Source organism: Acinetobacter sp. V89_7, from assembly GCF_029967895.1.
Classification (GTDB): domain Bacteria; phylum Pseudomonadota; class Gammaproteobacteria; order Pseudomonadales; family Moraxellaceae; genus Acinetobacter; species Acinetobacter soli.
In genome coordinates this window covers 141,278-163,281 of sequence record NZ_JASCAJ010000031.1, presented here as the reverse complement: position 1 = coordinate 163,281, position 22,004 = coordinate 141,278, and the positions used below count along the sequence as shown (strand labels likewise).

Sequence of the window (22,004 nt, the reverse complement as noted above, 5' to 3'; positions counted from 1 at the left end):
AGTAAAAAAATCCCTCGTTGAAGAGGGATTTTTTTTAAATCATTTATTTTTAAAATTTGAGAGTAAAGCCGACGTAATCGTCGTGTTATTTTCCACTGCACGTGATTTTTTAGCTTTTGCAGACTGATCGACCACACGCTGAATTTTAACCGCTTTAAACTTACCGTTATTTTCAACCACCATAAATTTCACACGTTCATTGCGCTTAGGCTCACCGTCTTCAAGTGGAAAGTCTGAAATATGAAAAAAGACATCTTGCTCTAGGCCGCCAATAAAACCATAGCCTTTAGTGGCGTCGTATTGCTTGATTTTGCCCTGATAAACTTCAGATTTCATAAATTATGCCCGTAGCGTTACTCAATCCTCCATTATACCTCAAACTTGAATCAGCGCGACAATCAAGCACGAGCGTTCTGTGCAGATATACTGATTGCTCTATATGGATTAAAAAGAAGCGCAGCCTGAATGCTGCGCCTGATGACAAATGCGGGATTGAGTTAAAACTGATAATTTAATCCGACCTGCAACAAACGTGTTTGACCTGGATATACATAAGCATTAAAGGCACTATCATCATATTTTTTATCGAAAATATTTTTCACGCTAGCATTTAAGCGCAGTGCTTTTGATACGTTGTAGTAAGCGATTAAATCTGTCACAGCATATGCTTTCATATTATAAGTTGTGTTCGATGTCTGACCTTTGCGATCTGAAATAAAGCGCTGATTAATTCCAAGCCCCAAACCATTCAAGATGCCTGAATCAAAGTCGTAAACAGTCAATAGATTCAGCGTATTCTTAGGAATATTCGCCAGACGCGTTCCTTTCAATAAAATATTGTCTTTCACCACTTCAGTATCTGAATAAGTATAATTGGCAATCGCTTTCCATTGTGGTGTGATATGACCACTCAGATTGAGCTCAAAACCTTGACTTTGTACCTCGCCCGCTGCCACTGATTTATTGATATTCACTGGATCTGGTGTCAGCACATTTTTCTTTTTAACAAAGAAAATAGCACTATCGAATGCTAAGCGATCATCTAATAATTGTAACTTCGAACCAATTTCATAAGACATACCTTTCTCTGGATCAAAACCTTGTCCGAAACGGTCTGAACCAGTATTCGGTTTGAATGACTGACTGATATTGCCATATACATTCCATTGATCTGTCAATGAATATACCAATCCGATACGTGGCACCAGTGCATTAAAATCTTTGGACCACTGGCTTTGATTTAAATGATTTGTATATTCATGTTGATAATGCTCGTATCTCATACCAATCAATGTTTTAAGTCTGTCATTCAAATCAATCTGATCTTGTACAAAATAGGCAAGGCTACGTAATTTCTCGCGATCATCAAGTGCTGGGCTGTCTAAAGCAGGCAACGATGCGCCATAAATTGGATTTGTAATATCAAGATCAAAATTATTGCCCGATGAACGGATGATATAAGATTTATAGTCGTACTGTTCAGCCTCAACGCCAGTGACCAGCGTATGCTGCATGTTAAATAAATTAAATTTTCCTTGTACATTTGCCTGAATATTTTTATCAATCCAGTCTAATCTTCTCCAGTTATAGTTACGCTTGATCACCTGACCATCGGTATTTGCTTTGAGCCCGCTGGCTTCAACCGCATAGCCATATAACTCACCATTTAGATATTGTCCGCCTACATTTAGCGTCCAGTCATCATTGAGTTGATGCTCCAGTCTGAGTTGTAACATATCATTATTGTTGTAAAGTAAATTACGCTGCTTGCCAGATTCCCACCAATATTCTTTGGAATCAAAATACGTGGTTTGCTGATTTGGATATCGGGTAAAGCCACGATCTAGCGGATGACGGTTACGTAATATGTCGGCTTCAAATGTGAGCTTGGTATAGTCAGATGGTGTCCACTGAAGTACTGGTGCAATACTAAAACGCTTGGATTTTACATGATCACGATACGTCTCACCGTTTTCACCTGCAATATTTAAACGATAGGTCAGCGTCTTATCTGTATTCATTGCGCCAGTCGTATCAAGTGTAGCCTGATACAAACCTTCACTGTCTAAACCCGCACCTAGAATTGTTGTGTGTTCTGTATTAGGTGTTTTACTCGTTATATTAAATGTTCCCCCGGGGTCAGTTCGTCCATACAAACTGGATGCAGGACCTCTGAGCACATCAATTCGCTCTACGTTATATGGGTTAGGCGCGTTTGGATAGCCGCGATTAATTGGAAAACCATTACGAAAATATTCACCACTGGTAAAACCGCGTACGGTGTAGGTGGTCAGTCCTTGTCCTCCAAAATTATTGCCACGCCCTACGCCGACCACATCAAGCGCCTCTGTGAGTCGTGATGGCGCCAAATCTTTTAATATAGCAGCACTAATGACACTGACCGACTGGGGTGTATCCTTGAGTGGAGTATCGGTTCGAGTTGCAGAATCAGATGTTTTTACGTGATATGCATGTGCTTGATCACTTTGTGACTGCAACATAATGACAGGCAATTGATTAATTTGATCTTGAGCATGGGTATGGCTATACATGCCGACAGATAGGAGACAAAGATACTGAAAACTGACTTTAAACAAGAGGATTCTTCCTTGAAATAAGAACCGATTATATTAATAATACAAAAATTAACAATAACCATTATCAATTATTTATTTAACAATTGACTCAGATGAGAGTTATTATTGGCATTCATGACAAAACGACAGGAAATTATTAGAAATTTGAATGCTAAAATCGCGTTTCAACATATATTGATCAGTTTTTATATTGATACAGGATTGATCCAATAAGAATATCTTACAAAACCCATGGCTATTATTGACACCTAAAATTGATTTAAAAAATATATCTAAAAGAGGAACATCGAGTGATTTTTAAAAAATTAGCTTATTTGAATCTGTTCAGTGTGTTGTTTGCTTCAACGACCTTTGCAGCCACATTAACACAGCAGCCCTATGGTACGACAAAAGATGGACAAGCTGTCCAATTATATACCATGCAGAATGATCGAGGTACATCGGTATCGTTTATCAGCTTTGGTGGCGTCATTACTCACATCATGACACCCGATGCTCAAGGCAAAAAAGACAATATTGTATTAGGGTTTGATAACTTACATGGTTATGAAGTGGTTGATACTGAACAAGGCATTCACTTTGGTTCGTTAATTGGACGTTATGCCAACCGTATTGGGCATGGTTCGTTTACCTTAGACGGCAAAACGTATCATTTAGAAAAGAATAATGGTCCCAATACGCTACATAGTGCAGGCTTGGGCTACGATAAACGCGTATGGCAGGTGCAACCGCTTATTTCTAAAGGCAAAGAAGTCAAAGCTTCGTTAAAACTGACCAGTCCAGATGGAGATCAGGGATTTCCGGGGAAACTTGATGTAGAAGTTATTTATAGTTTGTCGGATGACAACGCCTTTACAATTGAATATAAAGCGAAAACAGATAAACCGACCGTGATTAACTTAACCAATCACAGTTATTTTAATCTGTCGGGCGCGCAAAATAGTCCTTATGGTGTGATGAATCATATCGTACAACTCAATGCTGATCGCATTTTGCAAACCGACAAAAACTCTTTACCCACTGGCGAGATTAAAAGTGTAGCAGGCACTCCTTTCGATTTCAGACAACCCAAAGCCATTGTGAAAGATATTCGACAAAATAACCAGCAATTGGCGTTTGGTTATGGCTATGATCAAACATGGATCATCAATTCAGGTCAAGATAAGTTACAACGTGCAGCATTTGTCTTCGACCCTCAATCTAAACGGACTTTAGAAATTCTAACGACCGAACCCAGTATTCAGATGTACACTGCCAATCATTTGTTAGGTCAAATTGCAGGCGCGAACGGCGTCCTGTACCGACAAGGAGATGCTGTTGCACTCGAAACACAGCATTATCCGGATAGTCCGAATCAAGCACATTTTCCTTCGACGCGTCTAGATCCGCATCAAAGCTTTCAAAGCAAAACCGTCTTTAAATTTGGTCTGCAAAATTAAGCTTTTATCGTGGCACCCTTTGTTGCTCAAAACAATAAAGGGTGCTCAGCGAATCAAGTCTTATCTGGTTTTAGGCAAGAAAAATGCTGCTAGCCCCAATAGCGGCATAAATGAGCACAGTTTAAATACCCATTCAATTCCGTTTATGTCGGCTAAATACCCCAGCCCTGCGGCTGCAATTCCGCTCACACCAAACATCAAACCAAACATTAAACCTGAGATCATGCCCACACGCCCCGGAACTGCCTCTTGTGCATAGACCACCATGGCGGCAAAAGCAGATGAGAGTATGAGCCCTGCAAGAATTGAAAGTACAGTAGTCCAAAATAAATCGGCATAAGGCATGATCAATGCAAAAGGTGCCATCCCCACAAAAGACACCCAAATGACAGCATTACGGCCAATTTTGTCTCCAATCGGTCCGCCAGCAAAGGTTCCTACTGCTACAGCAGCCAGAAAAGCAAACAAATGGAGCTGCGCAGTTGGTAAACTGATTTGAAATTTATGAATAAGATAAAAAGTAAAATAATTACTAATACTGGCAATATAGGTAAACTTGGCAAACATCAGTACGCACACCGTACCAATCGCCATAAAAAGCTGACGCCCATGTAATTTGTGAAGAGTACTATTGGTTTTGGTCGCCACTTTAGATTTGGCATGCTCGATAGACCAGCGGCTCACCCGAGATAAAATACAAATCGACAAGATACTTAAAGCCACTAACCATGCCAGTGCATGCTGACCAAAAGGCACAATAATTAAAGCTGCCAAAACTGGCCCGATTGCCGTTCCTGAATTTCCGCCCACCTGAAAAGTCGATTGTGCTGTACCAAATCGGCCACCCGATGCAAGACGTGCCACACGCGATGCTTCAGGATGAAAAGTTGCAGAGCCCACGCCAATCAATGCAGCAGCAAGTAGTAACACCATAAAATTTGGTGAAAATGCCAACATTAATACACCACTTAAGGTCACACCGGCTCCGATCGGGAGTAAGTAGGGTTTAGGATGTTTATCGGTGTACAGTCCAACCCAAGGTTGCAGCAACGAACCCGTAATTTGATAAACAAACGAAATCAGCCCAACTTGTGCAAAACTCAGGGCAAAATTGGCCTTGAGCATTGGATAGATTGCAGGTAAAACAGCTTGAATCAAGTCGTTCAGCAAATGGGCAATCGCCACGGCACCCACAATGTGAATGATCATTTTTTGTGGTTGTATCGGTGCGGTATTTAAATTGGGTGTGTCTTTCAACTGTACAGAAGACGTCATCCTTAAAAACTCCAAAAACAGAAGCAGAACAACTATTGTAATTTGTCATTTAGACGTTTATCTTCCAATAATTGTTGTCTAAGTGACATCTTAAACATTAAGTATGAAATCTAATAAACTGGTGATTGGCTTATATGCCGAGCGCTCTTATAAAGAAGTGTCGTATCCGCACATGCACTTACGTGCGCAGCTCCTGTATGCTTCACACGGCACCATTCAGGTATTGTGTAACGATCAGGTGTGGATCGTACCGCCCAAATGCGCTGTGTGGATTCCAGCACGTGTAGAACACAGTATGGTTTGTTTGAGTCAGGTTAAACTCAATACCGCTCTCATTGATGCACAAGCTGCGGCAGTGATGGGGAATTCATGTTTTTTAATCCGAGTCAGCGATTTGCTCCACGAATTATTGATTCGGTTAAATCTGTTGGAAGCTGAATCTGCAGCCAACCAAACTCATGCAGAAGCTTTATTAAATGCACTGGAAATTTTGATATTTGATGAGATTCAAACCGCAAACTCGCTCCCTATTCAAATTCCATGGCCCAAAGACAAACGTTTAAGCCGTATATGTGAGCTGATGATGCAATCTCCCCAGCATACGAAAGATTTAAACACTTGGGCAGACGAAATGGGAACTAGCTCGCGCACACTTATGCGTCTATTCAAAAAACAAACAGGGTTATCATATCGTGGCTGGATACAGCAAATGCATATTGCACTGGCATTGAGTAAAATCGCAGATGGTCAATCTATGTCAAGTATTGCCGAAGCGCTGGGTTATAGTAGCCCGAGTGCATTTAGTGCCATGTTTAAACGCCATTTGGGTATTACCCCACAACAATTCAAAAGTTATGAAATGATGGAAGATCAGAATTTAATCACTGCTCGTAACACGATCGACAAATAAAATTCCATCCAGATGATCAATCTCATGCTGAATGATGCGCGCAATAAAACCTGTATACGTCGCCTCTATAGGCTGGCCTTGTAAAGTAAAATAACGAAGTTGAATCTGCTCTGCACGGGCAACTTGTGCACGTTGATCGGGTACGCTTAAGCAGCCCTCTTCACCCAAACGAAGGTGTTCAGATTGTGCATAAATCTCAGGGTTGATCATGACCACGGGCTGCATTTCGGGTGCATCGGGATAGCGCGGATTTGGGCGAGAAGCCACAATAATGACGCGCTTCGACACATAAACCTGAGGTGCAGCAATGCCGACGCCGTTTCTGGCCAGCATAGTCGCTTGCAATGCTTCTGCCAAATGCAGTAGCCATGAAGAATTAAACTCAGACTCTGCAACTGCTGCTGCTTTGAGTTTAAGTATCGCCTCTCCTCGCTGCGCTACTGGCAAAATTGGCTGCATTAAGACATCGCCTCGGGTTCACAAAAAAGATCTTCAGAAAACCCTTTCGATTGCAGCACCAGATCAATAACATCGAGCACGCCTTCTTCTTCGTTGCTTCGAGCATGAAATTTGGCTACTTTTTTTAGCGCAGGAATTGCATTTTGCATGGCAAAGCCGTACCCCGCTTTTTGAACCATCTCGATGTCGTTGTTGTTATCGCCAATGGTCAGCATGGCATCATCTGAAATGCCCCATTTTTTTTGCAAAAATGATAGGCCAAATGCTTTGTGCTTGTTTGGGATAATCAAGTCAATAAATCCAAAACCGCTTGAGACTGCTTTGGTCAGCTGATTTTGCACATAATCTTGCTGGTTTAAATACTGCTCCATGGTCTCAAAATCGTGCTCAACAGTGGTCAGCGTGACTTTACCAATTGGCTCCTTAACATCGAGGAGACTATCGACCTGCTGAATACTTTTGAAGTAGATATTTAATTTATCCAGTATTTTTTGCGATACATCCGAGCGAACATACGCGCAAGATTTAGCACATAAAATCACGCTACTGCCGTACTCAGATTCTAAGTCACGCACCATGCGCTCTAAAGTGTCAGGGGCGTATGCACTGTAATGAATTTCTTGATTTTGATCGGTCACATACACGCCATTTTCTGCAACAAAAGCGATTTCATGTGCGATTTCGGGAAAGTAAGCTTGAAGGGTATAGAGCGGGTTGCCACTGGCAGCAACGAACTTGATTCCGCGTTGTTTGAGCTGCGCGTATTGCTTTAAAAAGCGCGCTTTGTTGTATTTCTTCTCTGAATTTAAAAACGTTCCATCCATATCGACTGCGATAAGTTTGACTGGCATTTATACCTCATGGTTGAGTGTGATGTTTATTTGTTGTTTCGCTATTATCTTAACAGTACATCACAGTTTTATGAAATCAATCACAAATTTATTTGGTATAATTTGTTTGCAGATTATTTAACCAATTGAAGTAGTTTCTCGCGTGAAATTTAGCAACTCCGCGTATTCACAAGCTTTTTGCTATTTTTTGTACCCACAGAAGTTATATTTTTTATTACATTAAATATGAATAAAAAGCTCTGCCAATTATCTTCTAGATCAAATCTTTTTTTAGATAATCTACATGATAGCGATCGTGATCAACGCTGATATTGATCTTTTTCTGCTTATATTCAATGACAGCATAAAAACACTCAGCGCCATCATCTAAGCCTGTCGCTGAAAAAGCAGTCCCCTGCGGGAAATCGTTGAGCCACACAGCCTTATAAAAATCTGCAACCGAATCAAAATCCAAATAATACGCAGGATTTTTAATGATTTTTTCGGCCATGTGTTCAAATTGCTGCATCTTGTATGCTTCTAAATCCAAAATTGTCATGCAGATCTGTCCACATCTTGTTTACTTTTTACGCGCTCCCATTGCCACCAACCAAAAGCAGCGAGTCCCACAAAAGCAGCATAAAGCACCGCAGTAAGAAACAGCGCTTTATAAATAAACATCCCCACATAAACAATATCAACCACCACCCACAACATCCAGGTGGCAATATGTTTACGGCTGGTCCAGTAGGTGGCCAGCAAACTAAATGCAGCCAACTGAGCGTCTAACATCGGCACTGCAGCATCGGTAAAATGTTTTAATATTAGACCAAAACTTAAGCCAGCTACTGCTGCTATCAACATTTGAAATAATGCTGTTTGCGGCGCAAGTGGTTCGATGCGAATATCGTGATCGGTCTGCTTCCCTTTAAGCCAGTAGTAAAAGCCATAAAAATTGACCACCACAAAAAATGCTTGAAGAATCGTTTCACCATATAGTTTATAGGTATAAAACAAATAGCCATAAAGCAAAAATGCAATAAAGTTGAACCACCAGCACCACATGTTACGTAAAACAGTCAGTGTCACGCCAATCACACTGATCAAGACAGCAACAATTTCAAGAGTAGACATTATCGTCACCCACACCCATAAAGAAAAAAACAGCCACTAACTTGCACATTCGAATGGCTTGTCGTTAAGCGCCTGCCCAATATTGCGCTAGTTTATTACTGATAAAAATTGCAAAACGATCTACCACGCGACTGTATATATCAGAGCAAATCAGTATCGCAACTAAAAAAACCAAAGACGCCACCATGAATGCACTGTCGTAATTAAAACCATGTTGTACACAGTAATTAAAGACAGGTAAACAAACGATATAGAGTAACATCAGATGTAATAAATATACCGAAAATGATAATTTGCCTAAATAAACAAAAACTGGCCGATCCAACATACGAGACAATAGCGGACTCATTAAAATGCTGTACACAATCAGACTTCCCGAAAGAAAATTACAGTAATCGTAGGTTTTATCGCCTAAAAATTGATAAATTCCCTGATAAGCCAAGCTGGAGTTATGCGCCCCGGCAAGGTACAACCCTAAAGCCAGAAGTAGCCATGCCCATGCATTTGAAGCAATACGGCGCCCATAGAAAAAAATAAGCGATCCTAAAAGAAAGCTGATTAATCCCAAGTACAAATCCATATTTTTAAATAGTGCAAAGCTTAGGGGAAACATTAGTACAAGGGTCAAAAACAACCCTGAGCTATATTGTTTAAGGTACAACAAGGCAAACAAAACCACAGACCCAATCAACTCAACTTGCATGGTCCAAAGTACCCAATTGACACTTGATTCAGCGAATAAAAACGAACCGATCGTGCCTTCGTATATAGCCTGCCCAAAACTTGAGTTTTGCTGAGCCAGTACTTGTAGCCAGTACTGTACTTGCGAGCTATCAATATCACTAAAATACAGCGCAGCCCAGAGTAAAATACATGAAATGAGTGCCGGAATGGCCAGTCGTGGATAACGCTTGATGAGCATTGATTTAATTTTTTGCTTCGGTGCGCGGCTATTGCCAATCACATAAGATAAGATAAACCCGCTCAGCACGAAAAAAACATAAACTGCCGCAGTTCCCGAATACCAAAACGTAAACGGTGAATGATGAATCCAATAGACCAGCGCATTTGTGGCCTGATCATGGTTGTCAAAATGATGTAAATACGGATAAAAACTCAAGCTTAAGTGCGAAAATACCACGGCCAGACAGGCTAAACCGCGAATACTTTCCACAGCATTTAATTTGCTTGAGTGTTGCATAAGGTGGGTCTCTTTTCCGATTCGTCTGTCAGCACAATGCCGCATTGATGAACGTTAGCGATACTGTTGCACACATGCAGGATGATTTTGATATGCCAAGAACATGAATGCCAGCTCACGGGGGTAAACTGGCATAATGATATGAATAATTCTACTGAACAGCTCGGCTCAGATCACTCGATATGTGTGATCCGTCCAGTTTCATCATGATGAATCACCGCTACCTTTTGAGCTCTACCTTGCTGAATTTCATGCTGGGTCAACTCAAAATAACGCGCATAATCGTCAATTTCTTTCTGTTTGGTCTTTTTTACACTTTTTGCTGGAATAAAATTACTCCACAGTAACAGCGCTATACAGCATACAATCAATGATGTAATGCCGTGCTCAACCCCAACACTCATTGCACTAAAGACACGGTGCACCAAATGAGTTTTTTGTAACTCGACCAACAACCAAACCAACAAAAACGGACGCCACAACAACAACCAACCTGCCCACATCATGGCAGTCGTAGTCGTTGAAACATAACGTTTATGCCAAGGCAGTTGGCGACGCAAATCGATAATCAAATTATTTGATTTCATGAACATCTACTCAGCAATATGCTTAATCTTGTATACGAATACCACGGTCAGGGCTAACCCATCGCGCACGTTTTTCACTTCCACGACGCAGGACTTTTGGAAAGGCCACAATTGTAGCGGTAATGGTAATCAACCAAAATACAAACGGGTACCAAATCATCCAGTAATAATTTCTGCCTAAGTTTGGCTCATAGCGACTGTCCATCCATTTGCTCAGCGCAAATTGAATCAGACAGGTTGCCCCAAGCAAAATTCCACTTCCATACGGCAAGAATGGAGAGCTGATTCCTGATAGCTGACCTAGCGGGAACACAAAATGCACCACCCACAAGATCGCCAACAGCAACATCAAGTATGACCAGACCAATGTCAGGCAAAGCTCAAACATCAGCGGCCATAAAAAATTGAGTTTAGGTTTAAAGAATACATCCAGATTTTTAAGCAAAACCTGTGCACCGCCCATGGCCCAGCGTAAACGCTGCTTCCAAAGCCCGGTAAAGGTTTCTGGCATTAAAATCCATACCAGTGCATTCGGTTCAAAACGTATATCCCAACCTGCACGCTGCAATTTCCAAGTGATATCGATGTCTTCGGTCAGCATGTTGGGTGACCAGTAATTCACTTCATGTACCGCAGATTTACGAAATGCCGTGATCACGCCAGATACTGTAAATAAGCGCCCGAAGCTACGCTGCGCACGTTTGATCATGCCCACAATCGAAGAAAACTCTCCCACCTGAATACGGCCAAGCAAGGTCGAGCGTGTACGAATACGTGGATTTCCCGTGACTGCGGCTACGGTTGGGTCTTGCTGGAAATGACGCACCATCCAACTTGCCGCGTGTGAGTCCAGTAAGGCATCACCGTCGATTCCAATTAGAATTTCGGCTTCCGTCAGCAAGCTACCCGCTTGTAACGCCATGGCCTTGCCTTGGTTTTGAGCCAAATGAACCACACGCAGTTTTTCATGTTGTTCAGCCAGACGATTCAGTACCTCAGCAGTATTGTCCGAGCTACCATCATTAATGGCAATTACCTCAAAATTTGGATAATCTAGTCCAAGTGCATGGGTAATGGTTTCCTCAGCATTATCGCCCTCGTTAAAACAAGGGACAAGCACAGCCACCATTGGATACGATTCCAATGCTTTTGGCTGTTGATATGGAGGATCTTTGCGCTCTTTCCAATAAAATATGAGCGCACCCATCATCCATAAATAGGACATAAACAGCGGATAATAGAATACAAAATTCAGCGCTGTCTGCCACAAATGATGTAAAGTCGTTGACATGGTCAATTCCTGTTACGGGACTAACTTGGACGGTTTAGTCGCAAATACGTCGTGCATGGTTTTGGTGTCAGGATGATCTTTAAACGGATCATCTGGGTAATACCCCACGTGCATGGCACCCTGCTGGTAAAGCGAGCGAATGGTATCTGCCATTTCCTGTGAAGGAACAGGCTTGTTGGTTCGCCAGTTGGTTGCTTGTAATTCAAACACCGTTTTCTTGATACCATTTGGGTACTGTTTGACACGTTTTACAATGTCTTGATAAAACTTGGTCGGATCTTCAGCCTGCTCCATATAAGGCATGGCCATAATCGCAGTAAAATCGTAACGCTTGAGTGACTGCTCCAACGACTGTGAATACCAGTTTTCGGCATAAGGAGACAGAGCAACTTGCGCATACAAGTTACGGGCAGTCATCAAGAAAGGTTGATAGTAACGAACGTCTGAAACAAGTTTCATCGCAAAATTATCGATGGTTTTGATTTTAAAATCAGTCCATTTCGATAATAGCGCATCGTTGTTGCGGATCTTTTCAAGATCAGTCGGCAAACCCGCTTTGGCATAGGCCTTTAACGCGTCTGGACTGGCATCTTCGTAATCCGATAGCGTTGTGTCGTCGTGGAACAGTATACCATCAAACGTAGATGACTTGGCTAAATCTGTGTAAATGCCTTCAATCACTTTACGCGCTTCAGGCGAATACGGACTTAAACGGATATAACCCATGTTTAAATGATCGGAGCTTTTTGGCTGCTGAGTAACCACCAGCTTTTTGGAAACCGGATTCGATTTTGGCAATTCCCACGCCATTAATGGCATCCACGCATAGACACGATTCACACTGGTGCGTGTCGAAATTTGCCAAGCGACGCGGTTGAACAAATCAGCTCGCATTGGAAGATAGCGGTTTGGAAAGTACACCATGTCGGCAGAGCCATTGGCATCTGGGTCTGAAAAGGCCTGTAAGTAAACCGTATTAACTCCCATTTCTCGAATTCGATCGAGCAAATGACCTAAGTTACGCTCAACTTGTTCTGGATTTTTATCATAAATATAGTCCAGATCGACATGCATGATTTTTTGCGGACGATTATTATCGGTCAAATTCATTTGACGGTTAATAATGTCTTGTGCCAGATCGTCTGTACTTTCGCCTTTCATCACTAAAATTCGGTTTAAATGCCCGAGCGATTTGGTCACATGATCTGGACCATCATCTAGAGTAATGGTAATTGGCATGCCCAGTTTTTTGGCAATACGCACCGTTTCCAGATTATAGCGTCCATACGGCCAGACCATTACACGTGGCGCACGGATACCATTCTCTTTAAACGTTTCAATATTTTTCTTTAAATCATTGGTGATACGTTTTTCATAAGCACTATCTGATTCATACGTTTTGGTTTTAGGATCGTAAATACGAGTAGTTGCCGCAGGTTCTGAGTTGCCTTGTGGATTACCCATCACCCCATGGTGCAAGTCAAAGCTATGGCTGCCAATTTCGACAATGCCACTGTCTTGCATTTCCTTGATTTCAGCCCAAGTTAATAACTTGTTTCGCGCAAGCTTGTCGTCACCAAACTGTACCATTTGATTTGGCTTGACGTTCAGCCATTTACCTACCACGGCAAGTACGGCTGGAATTTTACGTGCCTTTAAAATCGGGTACGCATAGTCATAAAATGATTGATAGCCATCATCGATGGTCAGTAAAACCGGTTTTGGCGGTAATTTTAATTTGCCTTCATTTGCTTTAATTAATTGATCAACACTAATAAAGTGATAACCATTTTTGACCAGCCAATCCAAATGCATTTCAAAGCGCTGTGGTGTTACGGCGTAATCTGGAATAATCGCTTCTTTAGAGGTAATTTCATGATAACCAATGATGGTCAGCGTAGACACATCAATTTTAGGTGCTTCTTCAGCTTCTTCACCAGTATGCGGATTGGTCACAAGCGGAATCTCCTTCACCACAGGATTTTCAGTGTTTGAAGCTAGATTCTCAGCATGTGCAATTGCGACTGTCGTACTTAAGACAATGGATACACTGAATGCGAGTTGTTTCAGAAGAAAGCGAGTAAGCATATATACCATCTTTTCAAAAAAATATTTTCTGAATACCTTTTACAATCAATTTAAAGCATTTAAAAATACTTTTATTTGATGATTAACTAAAGCGATCAGACGATTAGATAGTTTACGTTATACCGCAACAAACTGAAAAAATTCTTAAAAATTTTGGAAGTTAATTAAATATTTATGATGAACATATTCGACTAATTCACTATGGTTATTTAAATTTAGCCGCTTGACATTTTAATAAAAGATTAATTTTAAATTAATAAAACAGAAACATAGTAAATTTATAATAACAAAATATCATATTATAAGAATTTTACATATTATTATAATCGAATATTAAAATCATATTCATTCAATAAACAAATAAAAAGCCCGAAACGGGCTTTTTTTCTTCTCTAGTCTCGTGTTTTGACATCAAATAGTTCAATTTCAAAAATCAAATTGGAGTTGGCAGGAATGATGTTACCCATTTTGCGCTCACCATAAGCTAAATGTGCAGGCACGTTCAGCTTGCGCTTACCGCCAACTTTCATGCCGATAATCCCTTGATCCCATCCCTTGATCACACGACCAGTACCAATGACACATTCGAAGTAATTACCACGATCAATCGATGAATCAAATTTGGTACCATCTTCAAGCCAACCCGTGTAATGGGTCGTAATCAAAGCACCTTTCACAGCCTCTTTACCTTCGCCCACTTTTAAATCAATAATTTCTAATTCGTTCATTTCGATACCTATTTATACTTTAAACCATCTTTCAGACAGCAGCCTTGGTGCATTATTGCAATTTTGTCCACGAAATCTCAACCTGTTCATGGTCATTCAGTAAAGTCCATTCACCATCCATGACATTGAGTTGCAGTTGCATGGTGCGTTCACATAAGTTTTGAATTTGGGCCGTTGTTTCGGGTGCCAATTGCCAAACCTCGACATTACTCAATGTTTTCACTTTACTGTTACGTTTCCACCACTCGTCGACCTGCTGACCATAAGTCACGACCGCAACCCGCTTACAACGCGCACTGGCTTTTTTTAACTTATCTTCAGAGGGCTGCCCCAATTCGATCCACTGTTCAAGTTGCCCAGTCAAATCTTTTTGCCATAGCGCTGGTTCGTCAGTTTCAAATAGATCTTTGGTAAATTGCAACTGTTCATCTGCAAAACGAGCAAAAGCTAAAATACGCACCATCAAACGCTCAATCGTCTCAGACGGATGCATAGCCAAGGTGAGTTGATAGTCTGCATAATGGTGGCTATCCATATCTGCAATATTTAAATCTGCTTTATAAATAGTAGCTTTAAGCGCCATAAAAAACCGTCCTCCAGAATGGCGCCTAGCATACTCGATTTTTGATGACTGACCTATATATAGGCTGATATTTCTATCCTGCCCTTACGCTGCTCAACTTCAAAAAGGATCAGCACCCCAAAAAATTTCAGGCAAATGTCAAAGTTGGCGAGTTTCTTGCACTGGTCTGACCAGTCTTATTGGATTGATGAACAGAAAATGTGGCAAAAACTGAAGTCTAACTTGTTCCTGCAAGTCATCATCGCGCTGGTGTTAGGTATTTTAATTGGTGTCAGCTTTCATGATTTTTCTTTAAATTTAAAGCCCTTAGGTGATGGCTTTATTTCACTGATTAAAATGTTAATTGCACCGATTGTTTTTTGTGTGGTGGTGCTTGGCATTTATGGTGCAAATGACATTAAAAAAATGGGTAAAGTTGGTGCAAAAACGATCCTGTATTTTGAAATTGTCACCACAATTGCACTCATTTTAGGCATTGCGATTGCTTATATCTTTAAACCTGGCGCAGGAATGAATATTGATCTGTCCAAACTCGACGGCAAAGATTTAACGGTTTATACCGAACGTGCCCATGAAATGAGTTCAGGTTCAGACTTCATTTTACACATCATTCCTAAAACCCTTTTTGGTGCTTTTGCAAACGGCGATATTTTACAGGTCCTCCTGATTGCAATCTTGTTTGGCGTCGGGATGTTACTGGTTCCGCGCCATCTAGCAGAAATTGTTCGGCAGGCACTGGAAGCATTTTCAGAAATTTTCTTTAAAATGATGGGACTGATTATCCGATTGGCGCCACTTGGGGTATTGGGTTCTGTGGCCTACACCACGGCCAAGTTTGGTATCGACTCTTTGGTTCAACTGGGCTACTTGGTGCTTTTATTCTATGCCACATGTATTGCATTTGTGGTGATTATTCTCGGTGGAATTTTAAAATTCACTGGCCTTAATATTTTCAAATTTTTGAACTATTTTAAAGCAGAACTTTCGATTGTACTCGGTACAGCCTCCTCAGATTCGGTACTTCCGCAAATCATGAAAAAGCTGAAACAATTAGGAATTAAAGACTCTACGGTCGGTTTAGTTATTCCAACCGGATATTCATTTAATCTGGATGGTTTCTCTATTTATCTGACCTTAGGTGTTATTTTTATTGCGCAGGCCTGTAATATTGATCTGTCTATGCATGATCTGATTATGATTTTGCTGGTGTCACTGGTTACGTCAAAAGGTGCACACGGCATTCCCGGATCAGCATTGGTGATTTTAGCCGCCACCTTATCCGTTATTCCAAGTTTACCTGCCATTGGTCTGGTGCTGTTGTTATCGGTTGACTGGTTTATCGGGATTGTTCGTGCATGCACCAATCTGATTGGCAACTGTGTTGCAACTGTTGTTATTGCACATTGGGAAAAAGACATCGATCATGCTCAAGCCAAGGCCATGCTTGAGCAAAAGCACTAACAAGAAGTTTTCTAATTGAACACATGATCAGAAATAGCACAGATCTGCGTTATTCCTGATCATCTTCATTACAGCGGCAAGCCAGCAAGGCTTGTTCAAAGGCGAGCCAGTCTTGTGACAATGGAGTAATGATCTCAATACGATTGTCTGTATTGGCCTGCCCTGTTTTGTAATTGAGCTGTGCTGGATTGAAATTAAAGGTGATCCAGCCTTGGTTGGTATGAAAAATCGCTTTGATTCTTAACCAGCCCTCTAGGCTACTCAGCAAATCAAATAAATCATCAAAATCAAATTGCCAGTGACGTGAAAACTTCCAGCCAGCCACGCTATATTCTCCATTACTTTCAACATAATGATACGGCAATTGTTTAATCTCTTGTGGCGCCTGCTTGATCTCGATATTACGCTGCTGTTGTACCAGAAGTGGTTGCATGCGTTTTACCGTAGCCAGTGAGGGCCGATCAATTGCAGCCAAAGCCAGTATTCCATTGGATACCTCAAACCATGTTTGGGCATAAGGTGCGTACTCTTGCTGAAGCTGCTCTAATGCTTGCTCATCGGCATGGGTCATCTGATCATGATGTGACACCACCACCAATTGTGCAGCTTTGAGTTGATCTTGATATAAATGTTGCTCAACCCAAGCTTGATCGTGTAATCGACTGCCATCAACTACTGTGATCAATGCACGCATTTGAATACTGCTGTGCCAATGCGGTTCTGAAAGCTGTTCAAGTAACTGAGCAGGATGTCCAAGTCCTGTCGGTTCAATAAACAATCGATCAGGTTTCGTTTCGCTGAGCAACCGGGCAAGTGCGATGTGTAAGGGCAGCTGACTACTACAACACATGCAACCACCGAGCAATTCTTTCACTTCATAGCCAGATTCATTGGGAAGTATTTGCTGATCGATACCAATCTGCCCAAATTCATTCATCAATACCGCCCACACTTCATGCTTGGGTTTTTGTAGCAAAAGCTGCTGAAGCAAGGTAGTTTTTCCAGCACCGAGAAAACCAGAAATAATATGTGTCGGAACCGCTTGAGGAATGACCAGTTTCACGTCGAATACGCACTCACTAAAAGTTATAGTCTAACGTATTTCATATATTGCTGCTGTCTTCGAAAGAATAGAAATGATCATAATTTGAATCAGCGTAAAAGTTGCTATAGCCTTACCAAATGGCAAGATCTATGCGACTTTCATCACTTATTTAAATGGATAAAAAGATTAAGATAATTATATTTAATGGGAAAAACAATTTTGACAGTAGGCTCAGCCCACAGTGACATGTTTTGCTTTGGTAAATATACAGATTAAAAAATAACCAAAAAGAAATATCTTCAAACAGTTTTTGGCGATTTTTTTCTATTTTTTTTACATGAAACATACACAGGATTTATATGTGTGAACGCTGTGTAATCCAGTCTGTTTCACTTTGTTGGATTGATTGTCATATCCAGATTTGGCTTTTAGCATGATCAACAAGTCGACAGCCAAACTTAAACTATAGGCTGCGATGGTCATAGTGTATTTTAAATTACCAAAGGATGCCTCCTATGAAACTTGTAAAAACTTTACTTGCAACAACATTTGCTCTGACTGCTGCAACTACTACGTTTGCTGCTTCAGCTCACGATAAACATCAAACTAAAGCAGATGAAAAAGTTGTAGTGTCAACTCAAGAATTACCTGATGCAACCTCTTCGAAAACCTCGGCTGCAACACAACAACCAGCTGCAGCACAACCTAGCACTGAAAATGCAGCTGAATCAGGTAATGCACCAATTCAACCGGCTCAGCCTGCTCAATAATCATCAGCTAAACAATCAAGCCGCTCATTCAATTGAGTTGATTAGCATATCTTGATTGCAACAAAAAAGAGCTAACCTCTTGCTGCGGTTTAGCTCTTTTTTATGTGACCTAACAACCAGACCACTACTCAGCCATAGCGCTTTATGCCTGCTGGCTCGTTTTAAATAGGCTGCAAGACGGGCCAGAATTGTCTTGTAAACGGCGTTGTTTACGCTGCTCTGCTGCCTCAAAACGACAGCGTTTCCACTCGGTATCGAGCTTTAAGGCTGGCACGGCTTTCGGTTTGCCATTTTCATCGACTGCCACCATGGTGAAATAGCAGCTATTGGTATGGCGTACTGTACGCTTTTGAATATGTTGTGCTTCTACACGAATCCCGATTTCCATCGAGGTTTTACCCACATGGTTCACACTGGCCAGAAAAGTCACCAGCTCACCCACATAAATTGGCTCTTTAAAGGTGACTTTATCGACCGACAGCGTAACCACATAGCTACCCGAGTAGCGGCTTGCACAGGCGTAAGCCACCTGATCGAGCAATTTTAAGATGGTTCCCCCATGGACATTTCCTGAAAAGTTGGCCATATCTGGGGTCATCAAGACCGACATAGTCAATTCAGATTGTTCTTCAGAAGTTTGTGTAATTTGATCTAATGGAGACATAGTGTTCTTTCGCTCTACACGGGAAAACGTTATGGCGTTCATTATGAAACAATTTACTCTAGATAACCATGTCCGTTTCGGCAAAAGCTTATCTGTGTATGAATTTCAGATATGTACTCCTCACTTCTATATACAGCGCTTGTATAAAACAGACCATGGCGTCAATCTGAAATACATCCTGATCAATAAAAAACGGGAGCATATCGCTCCCGTTTTTTATTTGCTTAAAGCCAATTAACCCAGCGGTATGTCTTTGACTACCCCCGTGATTCCGGTAATCATCATATCAATCGCGATGGTACCAATCAGTAACGCAGATAAACGCCCGACAATATCTACATAACGATCGATATATTTGGCATGTTTATAGCGTAGATGATCGTGTGCAAATTTCATTAAAATGAGCAAACTACAGGTCACGGTCAGTGTTAAAGCAATAATCAGCGCCGCACCACCAATAGGAAGTCCGATTCCGGTCACTACAGCCGCACTGATCGTACCCGGGCCAATCATAAACGGCATTGCAATGGTGCCAGCCAAATGTTCAGGCGCACCACGCATTTCACCAATGGTATCTGCACCCTGAAACACATAGCGATAACCAATCACCAAAAAGATAAGCCCACCAAAAATCTGGAATGCTTCAAAACGTACATTCAAATATTTGCTAAAAATGGTTTCGCCACCCCAAGCAAATAAAACAAAGACAATAAATGCAATCATACAACCTTGTATCAATGCTCTATTAAAGACCTTTGCTTCAGAATTTCGGATCATACCGATCATGTAAATGCTCATCAAAAATGGATTGAGCAACGAAAAAAACAAGGCAAAGGAATGAATATACGGCGTCAACATTCAACGGCTCCCCTTAGGCTTTAGGGTCTGGAAATAGTGGTCGGTTCCCCGGACTGATACGATTGATATGCAAGAATGTCATATGGCGCTCGTAACGATCCAGAATGTCATTAATCACCTGTTCCTTGGTATAACCTACAAGGTCGTTTCCTTGAGATCCTTCATATAGATAGGTCTCTAAACGATAATAGAACTGTTTGCCACGTTTACCGCGTTCACTAAAGTTGGGCGCAATATAACGGACAGGCCAGATCTGGTAAATAAAGTTTTGTTCCTCTTCAAGGTGAATCGTGATATCCAAATGATAAAGCTCTGGATCTTCTTCAAGTTCAACCTCCTGCACATCGACAGTGACTGCACGCTTCTCAAGCTCATCGGCAACTGCCTGAACCGCAGGTTTACAGATTTCGTTCAGCATACGCTTGGTTTCTGAAGTTCCCGGATGATGCATCACGCGTGACAAACGCTTTTTCCAGTTCAGAATGTCCACGTTCCCCACCACTGGGGCTGCATTGAGACTGGCACTGGCCTGCCGGTAATCTTCTAGCCGCAGCGACTTGTACAAACCTGCCATCACCAAAAACATCACAAAACTAAAAGGCAAGCCCATAATAATGGTGGCGTTTTGCAGTGCGGTAATCCCGTTGGTCATGAGCATTGCAAGCGTGAGCAAACCAATCGCCACCGCCCAAAAAACACTGAGCCAGCGCGGTGCATCATGATCGATGTTGGTAAATTGTGTAGTAAAGTTCCCCAAAACCAGTGCACCTGAATCTGCCGACGTGACATAAAAGAGCAAGCCGGTAATGGTAGCGACACCCGCAATAAAAGGAAACCACGGATATTGTGCAAGCAAGTCGTAAAATCCATGCGCAGGATTGACTAGAACGGTTTGCGCCAGTGCAATATTGCCATCGAAAATGACATTATGGAGTGCGCTGTTTCCGAAAATAGACAGCCAAGTCAGGGTAAATAACAATGGAATGATTAAAGTTCCACTGACAAACTCGCGAATGGTTCGCCCACGTGAAATACGTGCCAAAAATAGCCCCACAAAAGGAGACCATGCCACCCACCACGCCCAGAAAAAAAGCGTCCAGTTGTTCATCCATTCTTTCGGTTGAGTAAATGCAAAAGTTTCCAGTGCCAAAGTAGGAAAACGACTTAAATAGTCCCCCACATTTTGTACCAGTGCATTTAATAAGAACTCAGTATTGCCTAAAAACAAGATAAACAGCATCAGGCCAACAGACACATAAATATTGACTTCCGATAAAATCCGTAAGCCCTTATTGACACCAGACGTTACCGAAATAATGGTGATAATGACTGCCACCAAAATTAATGCGGTTTGAACCCATAAGTTTTCAGGTAAATCAAACAACACATGCAAGCCATAATTGAGCTGCACCACCCCAATACCACAGGTGGTGGCAATCCCGAAAATGGTCCCGATTACGGCCGCAGTATCGACACTATGGCCAATGGGTCCATTAATTTTTTTCCCAAAAATAGGATATAACGCTGAACGAATCGTAAGTGGCAAATTATAACGATAACTAAAATAACCTAGAGCCATTCCGACCAGTGCATACATACACCAGCCAGTGAGTCCATAGTGAAACAGTGTCCAGACCATCGCCTGACGTGCTGCTTCATAGGTCTGGCCCTGCCCTACAGGTGGGTTCATATAATGAGACAATGGCTCTGCCACCGAGAAAAACATCAAATCGATGCCGATCCCTGCCGAGAACAGCATGGCTGACCAGCTTAATAGACTAAACTCTGGTTTGGAGTGTTTGGGCCCTAACTTGATATTGCCGTAGCGCGAACAGGCAATAAATATCACAAACACCATATACAGCGTTGCAGCAAGCAGGTAGTACCAACTAAAAGTGGCACTCACCCAGCCAAGCACAGCACTCAGGATGTGATTGGCAAACTCATTGAATAAAATCGTCGTTAAAGAAAATATTAAAATAATAAGCGCAGAAACGTAAAAGACCACACGATTTAAACGATCTTTCGGATGAGTCGTTTGATCATCAACTGCTCTTGGATTATCTGTTGCCATACAATCCTCA

Annotated in this window: 21 protein-coding genes; 4 read left to right on the top strand and 17 right to left on the bottom strand. The window is 41.6% G+C overall.

All coding sequences use genetic code 11. From position 1 onward, the window contains the following. Positions 1–39: 39 nt before the first annotated feature. Together QLG00_RS12060 and QLG00_RS12055 are read right to left on the bottom strand one after the other, a co-directional pair. On the bottom strand, positions 40–336 hold the full coding sequence (locus tag QLG00_RS12060) for a cold shock domain-containing protein (protein WP_004936009.1): 297 nt from the start codon (positions 334–336) through the stop codon (positions 40–42). Positions 337–497: 161 nt separating this feature from the next. Further along, positions 498–2,552 carry a TonB-dependent siderophore receptor gene (locus QLG00_RS12055; protein ID WP_151809245.1) on the bottom strand — a complete coding sequence of 685 codons (2,055 nt, stop codon included), beginning with the start codon at positions 2,550–2,552 and terminating at the stop codon, positions 498–500. 359 nt (positions 2,553–2,911) lie between these two features. Here QLG00_RS12055 and QLG00_RS12050 point away from each other — a divergent pair, with 359 nt between their 5' ends. Beyond that, positions 2,912–4,036: an aldose epimerase family protein gene (locus QLG00_RS12050; RefSeq protein ID WP_282471145.1), complete on the top strand. Its 1,125-nt coding sequence runs from the start codon at positions 2,912–2,914 to the stop codon at positions 4,034–4,036. Between the two features lie 60 nt (positions 4,037–4,096). On the opposite strand, the gene QLG00_RS12045 is transcribed toward QLG00_RS12050, so the two are convergent. Beyond that, a complete protein-coding gene (locus QLG00_RS12045; protein ID WP_048763607.1) occupies positions 4,097–5,311 on the bottom strand; it encodes an MFS transporter in 1,215 nt (404 codons plus the stop codon). 103 nt (positions 5,312–5,414) lie between these two features. On the opposite strand from QLG00_RS12045, the gene QLG00_RS12040 reads away from it, so the two are divergent. Then, the gene (locus tag QLG00_RS12040) at positions 5,415–6,221 is read left to right on the top strand and encodes a helix-turn-helix transcriptional regulator (protein ID WP_151795789.1); all 807 of its coding nucleotides are present in this window, start codon (positions 5,415–5,417) and stop codon (positions 6,219–6,221) included. Here the strand turns inward: QLG00_RS12040 and def are convergent. The 10 genes from def to QLG00_RS11990 form a co-directional block, all read right to left on the bottom strand. Next, the gene (def, locus tag QLG00_RS12035) at positions 6,189–6,680 is read right to left on the bottom strand and encodes a peptide deformylase (RefSeq protein WP_282471082.1); all 492 of its coding nucleotides are present in this window, start codon (positions 6,678–6,680) and stop codon (positions 6,189–6,191) included. The genes QLG00_RS12040 and def overlap by 33 nt on opposite strands. Continuing rightward, a complete protein-coding gene (locus QLG00_RS12030) occupies positions 6,680–7,531 on the bottom strand; it encodes a Cof-type HAD-IIB family hydrolase (protein WP_004946085.1) in 852 nt (283 codons plus the stop codon). Before QLG00_RS12030 ends, def begins: the two co-directional genes overlap by 1 nt. Positions 7,532–7,784: 253 nt before the next feature. Continuing rightward, a complete protein-coding gene (locus tag QLG00_RS12025; protein ID WP_282471081.1) occupies positions 7,785–8,069 on the bottom strand; it encodes a hypothetical protein in 285 nt (94 codons plus the stop codon). Continuing rightward, positions 8,066–8,644, bottom strand: coding sequence for a nicotinamide riboside transporter PnuC (pnuC, locus tag QLG00_RS12020; RefSeq protein WP_282471080.1), 579 nt, complete (start codon positions 8,642–8,644; stop codon positions 8,066–8,068). Before pnuC ends, QLG00_RS12025 begins: the two co-directional genes overlap by 4 nt. A gap of 64 nt (positions 8,645–8,708) precedes the next feature. Further along, entirely contained in the window at positions 8,709–9,845 is a 1,137-nt protein-coding gene (locus QLG00_RS12015) for an acyltransferase (RefSeq protein WP_282471079.1), read from the bottom strand. Positions 9,846–10,018: 173 nt separating this feature from the next. Beyond that, on the bottom strand, positions 10,019–10,432 hold the full coding sequence (pgaD, locus tag QLG00_RS12010; RefSeq protein WP_004935979.1) for a poly-beta-1,6-N-acetyl-D-glucosamine biosynthesis protein PgaD: 414 nt from the start codon (positions 10,430–10,432) through the stop codon (positions 10,019–10,021). A 22-nt stretch (positions 10,433–10,454) separates the two neighbouring features. After that, positions 10,455–11,723 (bottom strand): poly-beta-1,6-N-acetyl-D-glucosamine synthase, encoded by a 1,269-nt coding sequence (gene pgaC, locus QLG00_RS12005; protein WP_004935977.1) that lies wholly within the window; start codon positions 11,721–11,723, stop codon positions 10,455–10,457. 12 nt (positions 11,724–11,735) lie between these two features. Next, entirely contained in the window at positions 11,736–13,811 is a 2,076-nt protein-coding gene (pgaB, locus tag QLG00_RS12000; RefSeq protein ID WP_104124443.1) for a poly-beta-1,6-N-acetyl-D-glucosamine N-deacetylase PgaB, read from the bottom strand. Positions 13,812–14,203: 392 nt separating this feature from the next. Then, entirely contained in the window at positions 14,204–14,539 is a 336-nt protein-coding gene (locus QLG00_RS11995; RefSeq protein ID WP_004935971.1) for an FKBP-type peptidyl-prolyl cis-trans isomerase, read from the bottom strand. A gap of 52 nt (positions 14,540–14,591) precedes the next feature. Then, positions 14,592–15,122 (bottom strand): YaeQ family protein, encoded by a 531-nt coding sequence (locus QLG00_RS11990; protein ID WP_004935969.1) that lies wholly within the window; start codon positions 15,120–15,122, stop codon positions 14,592–14,594. Positions 15,123–15,320: 198 nt separating this feature from the next. Here QLG00_RS11990 and dctA point away from each other — a divergent pair, with 198 nt between their 5' ends. Next, complete coding sequence (dctA, locus tag QLG00_RS11985; protein WP_039909870.1) at positions 15,321–16,583, top strand: C4-dicarboxylate transporter DctA; 1,263 nt, start codon at positions 15,321–15,323, stop codon at positions 16,581–16,583. A gap of 49 nt (positions 16,584–16,632) precedes the next feature. Here the strand turns inward: dctA and QLG00_RS11980 are convergent, their stop codons facing one another. Continuing rightward, on the bottom strand, positions 16,633–17,646 hold the full coding sequence (locus tag QLG00_RS11980; RefSeq protein ID WP_119690294.1) for a GTP-binding protein: 1,014 nt from the start codon (positions 17,644–17,646) through the stop codon (positions 16,633–16,635). Between the two features lie 497 nt (positions 17,647–18,143). Here QLG00_RS11980 and QLG00_RS11975 point away from each other — a divergent pair, with 497 nt between their 5' ends. After that, positions 18,144–18,398, top strand: a complete 255-nt coding sequence (locus tag QLG00_RS11975) for a hypothetical protein (protein ID WP_004935962.1) — start codon at positions 18,144–18,146, stop codon at positions 18,396–18,398. A 142-nt stretch (positions 18,399–18,540) separates the two neighbouring features. Here the strand turns inward: QLG00_RS11975 and QLG00_RS11970 are convergent, their stop codons facing one another. The 3 genes from QLG00_RS11970 to QLG00_RS11960 form a co-directional block, all read right to left on the bottom strand. Next, positions 18,541–19,062 (bottom strand): acyl-CoA thioesterase, encoded by a 522-nt coding sequence (locus QLG00_RS11970; RefSeq protein WP_004935959.1) that lies wholly within the window; start codon positions 19,060–19,062, stop codon positions 18,541–18,543. 234 nt (positions 19,063–19,296) lie between these two features. Continuing rightward, positions 19,297–19,920, bottom strand: a complete 624-nt coding sequence (locus tag QLG00_RS11965; RefSeq protein WP_004935953.1) for a MarC family protein — start codon at positions 19,918–19,920, stop codon at positions 19,297–19,299. A 13-nt stretch (positions 19,921–19,933) separates the two neighbouring features. Further along, entirely contained in the window at positions 19,934–21,994 is a 2,061-nt protein-coding gene (locus tag QLG00_RS11960) for a choline transporter (protein ID WP_004935950.1), read from the bottom strand. Positions 21,995–22,004: the final 10 nt, after the last annotated feature.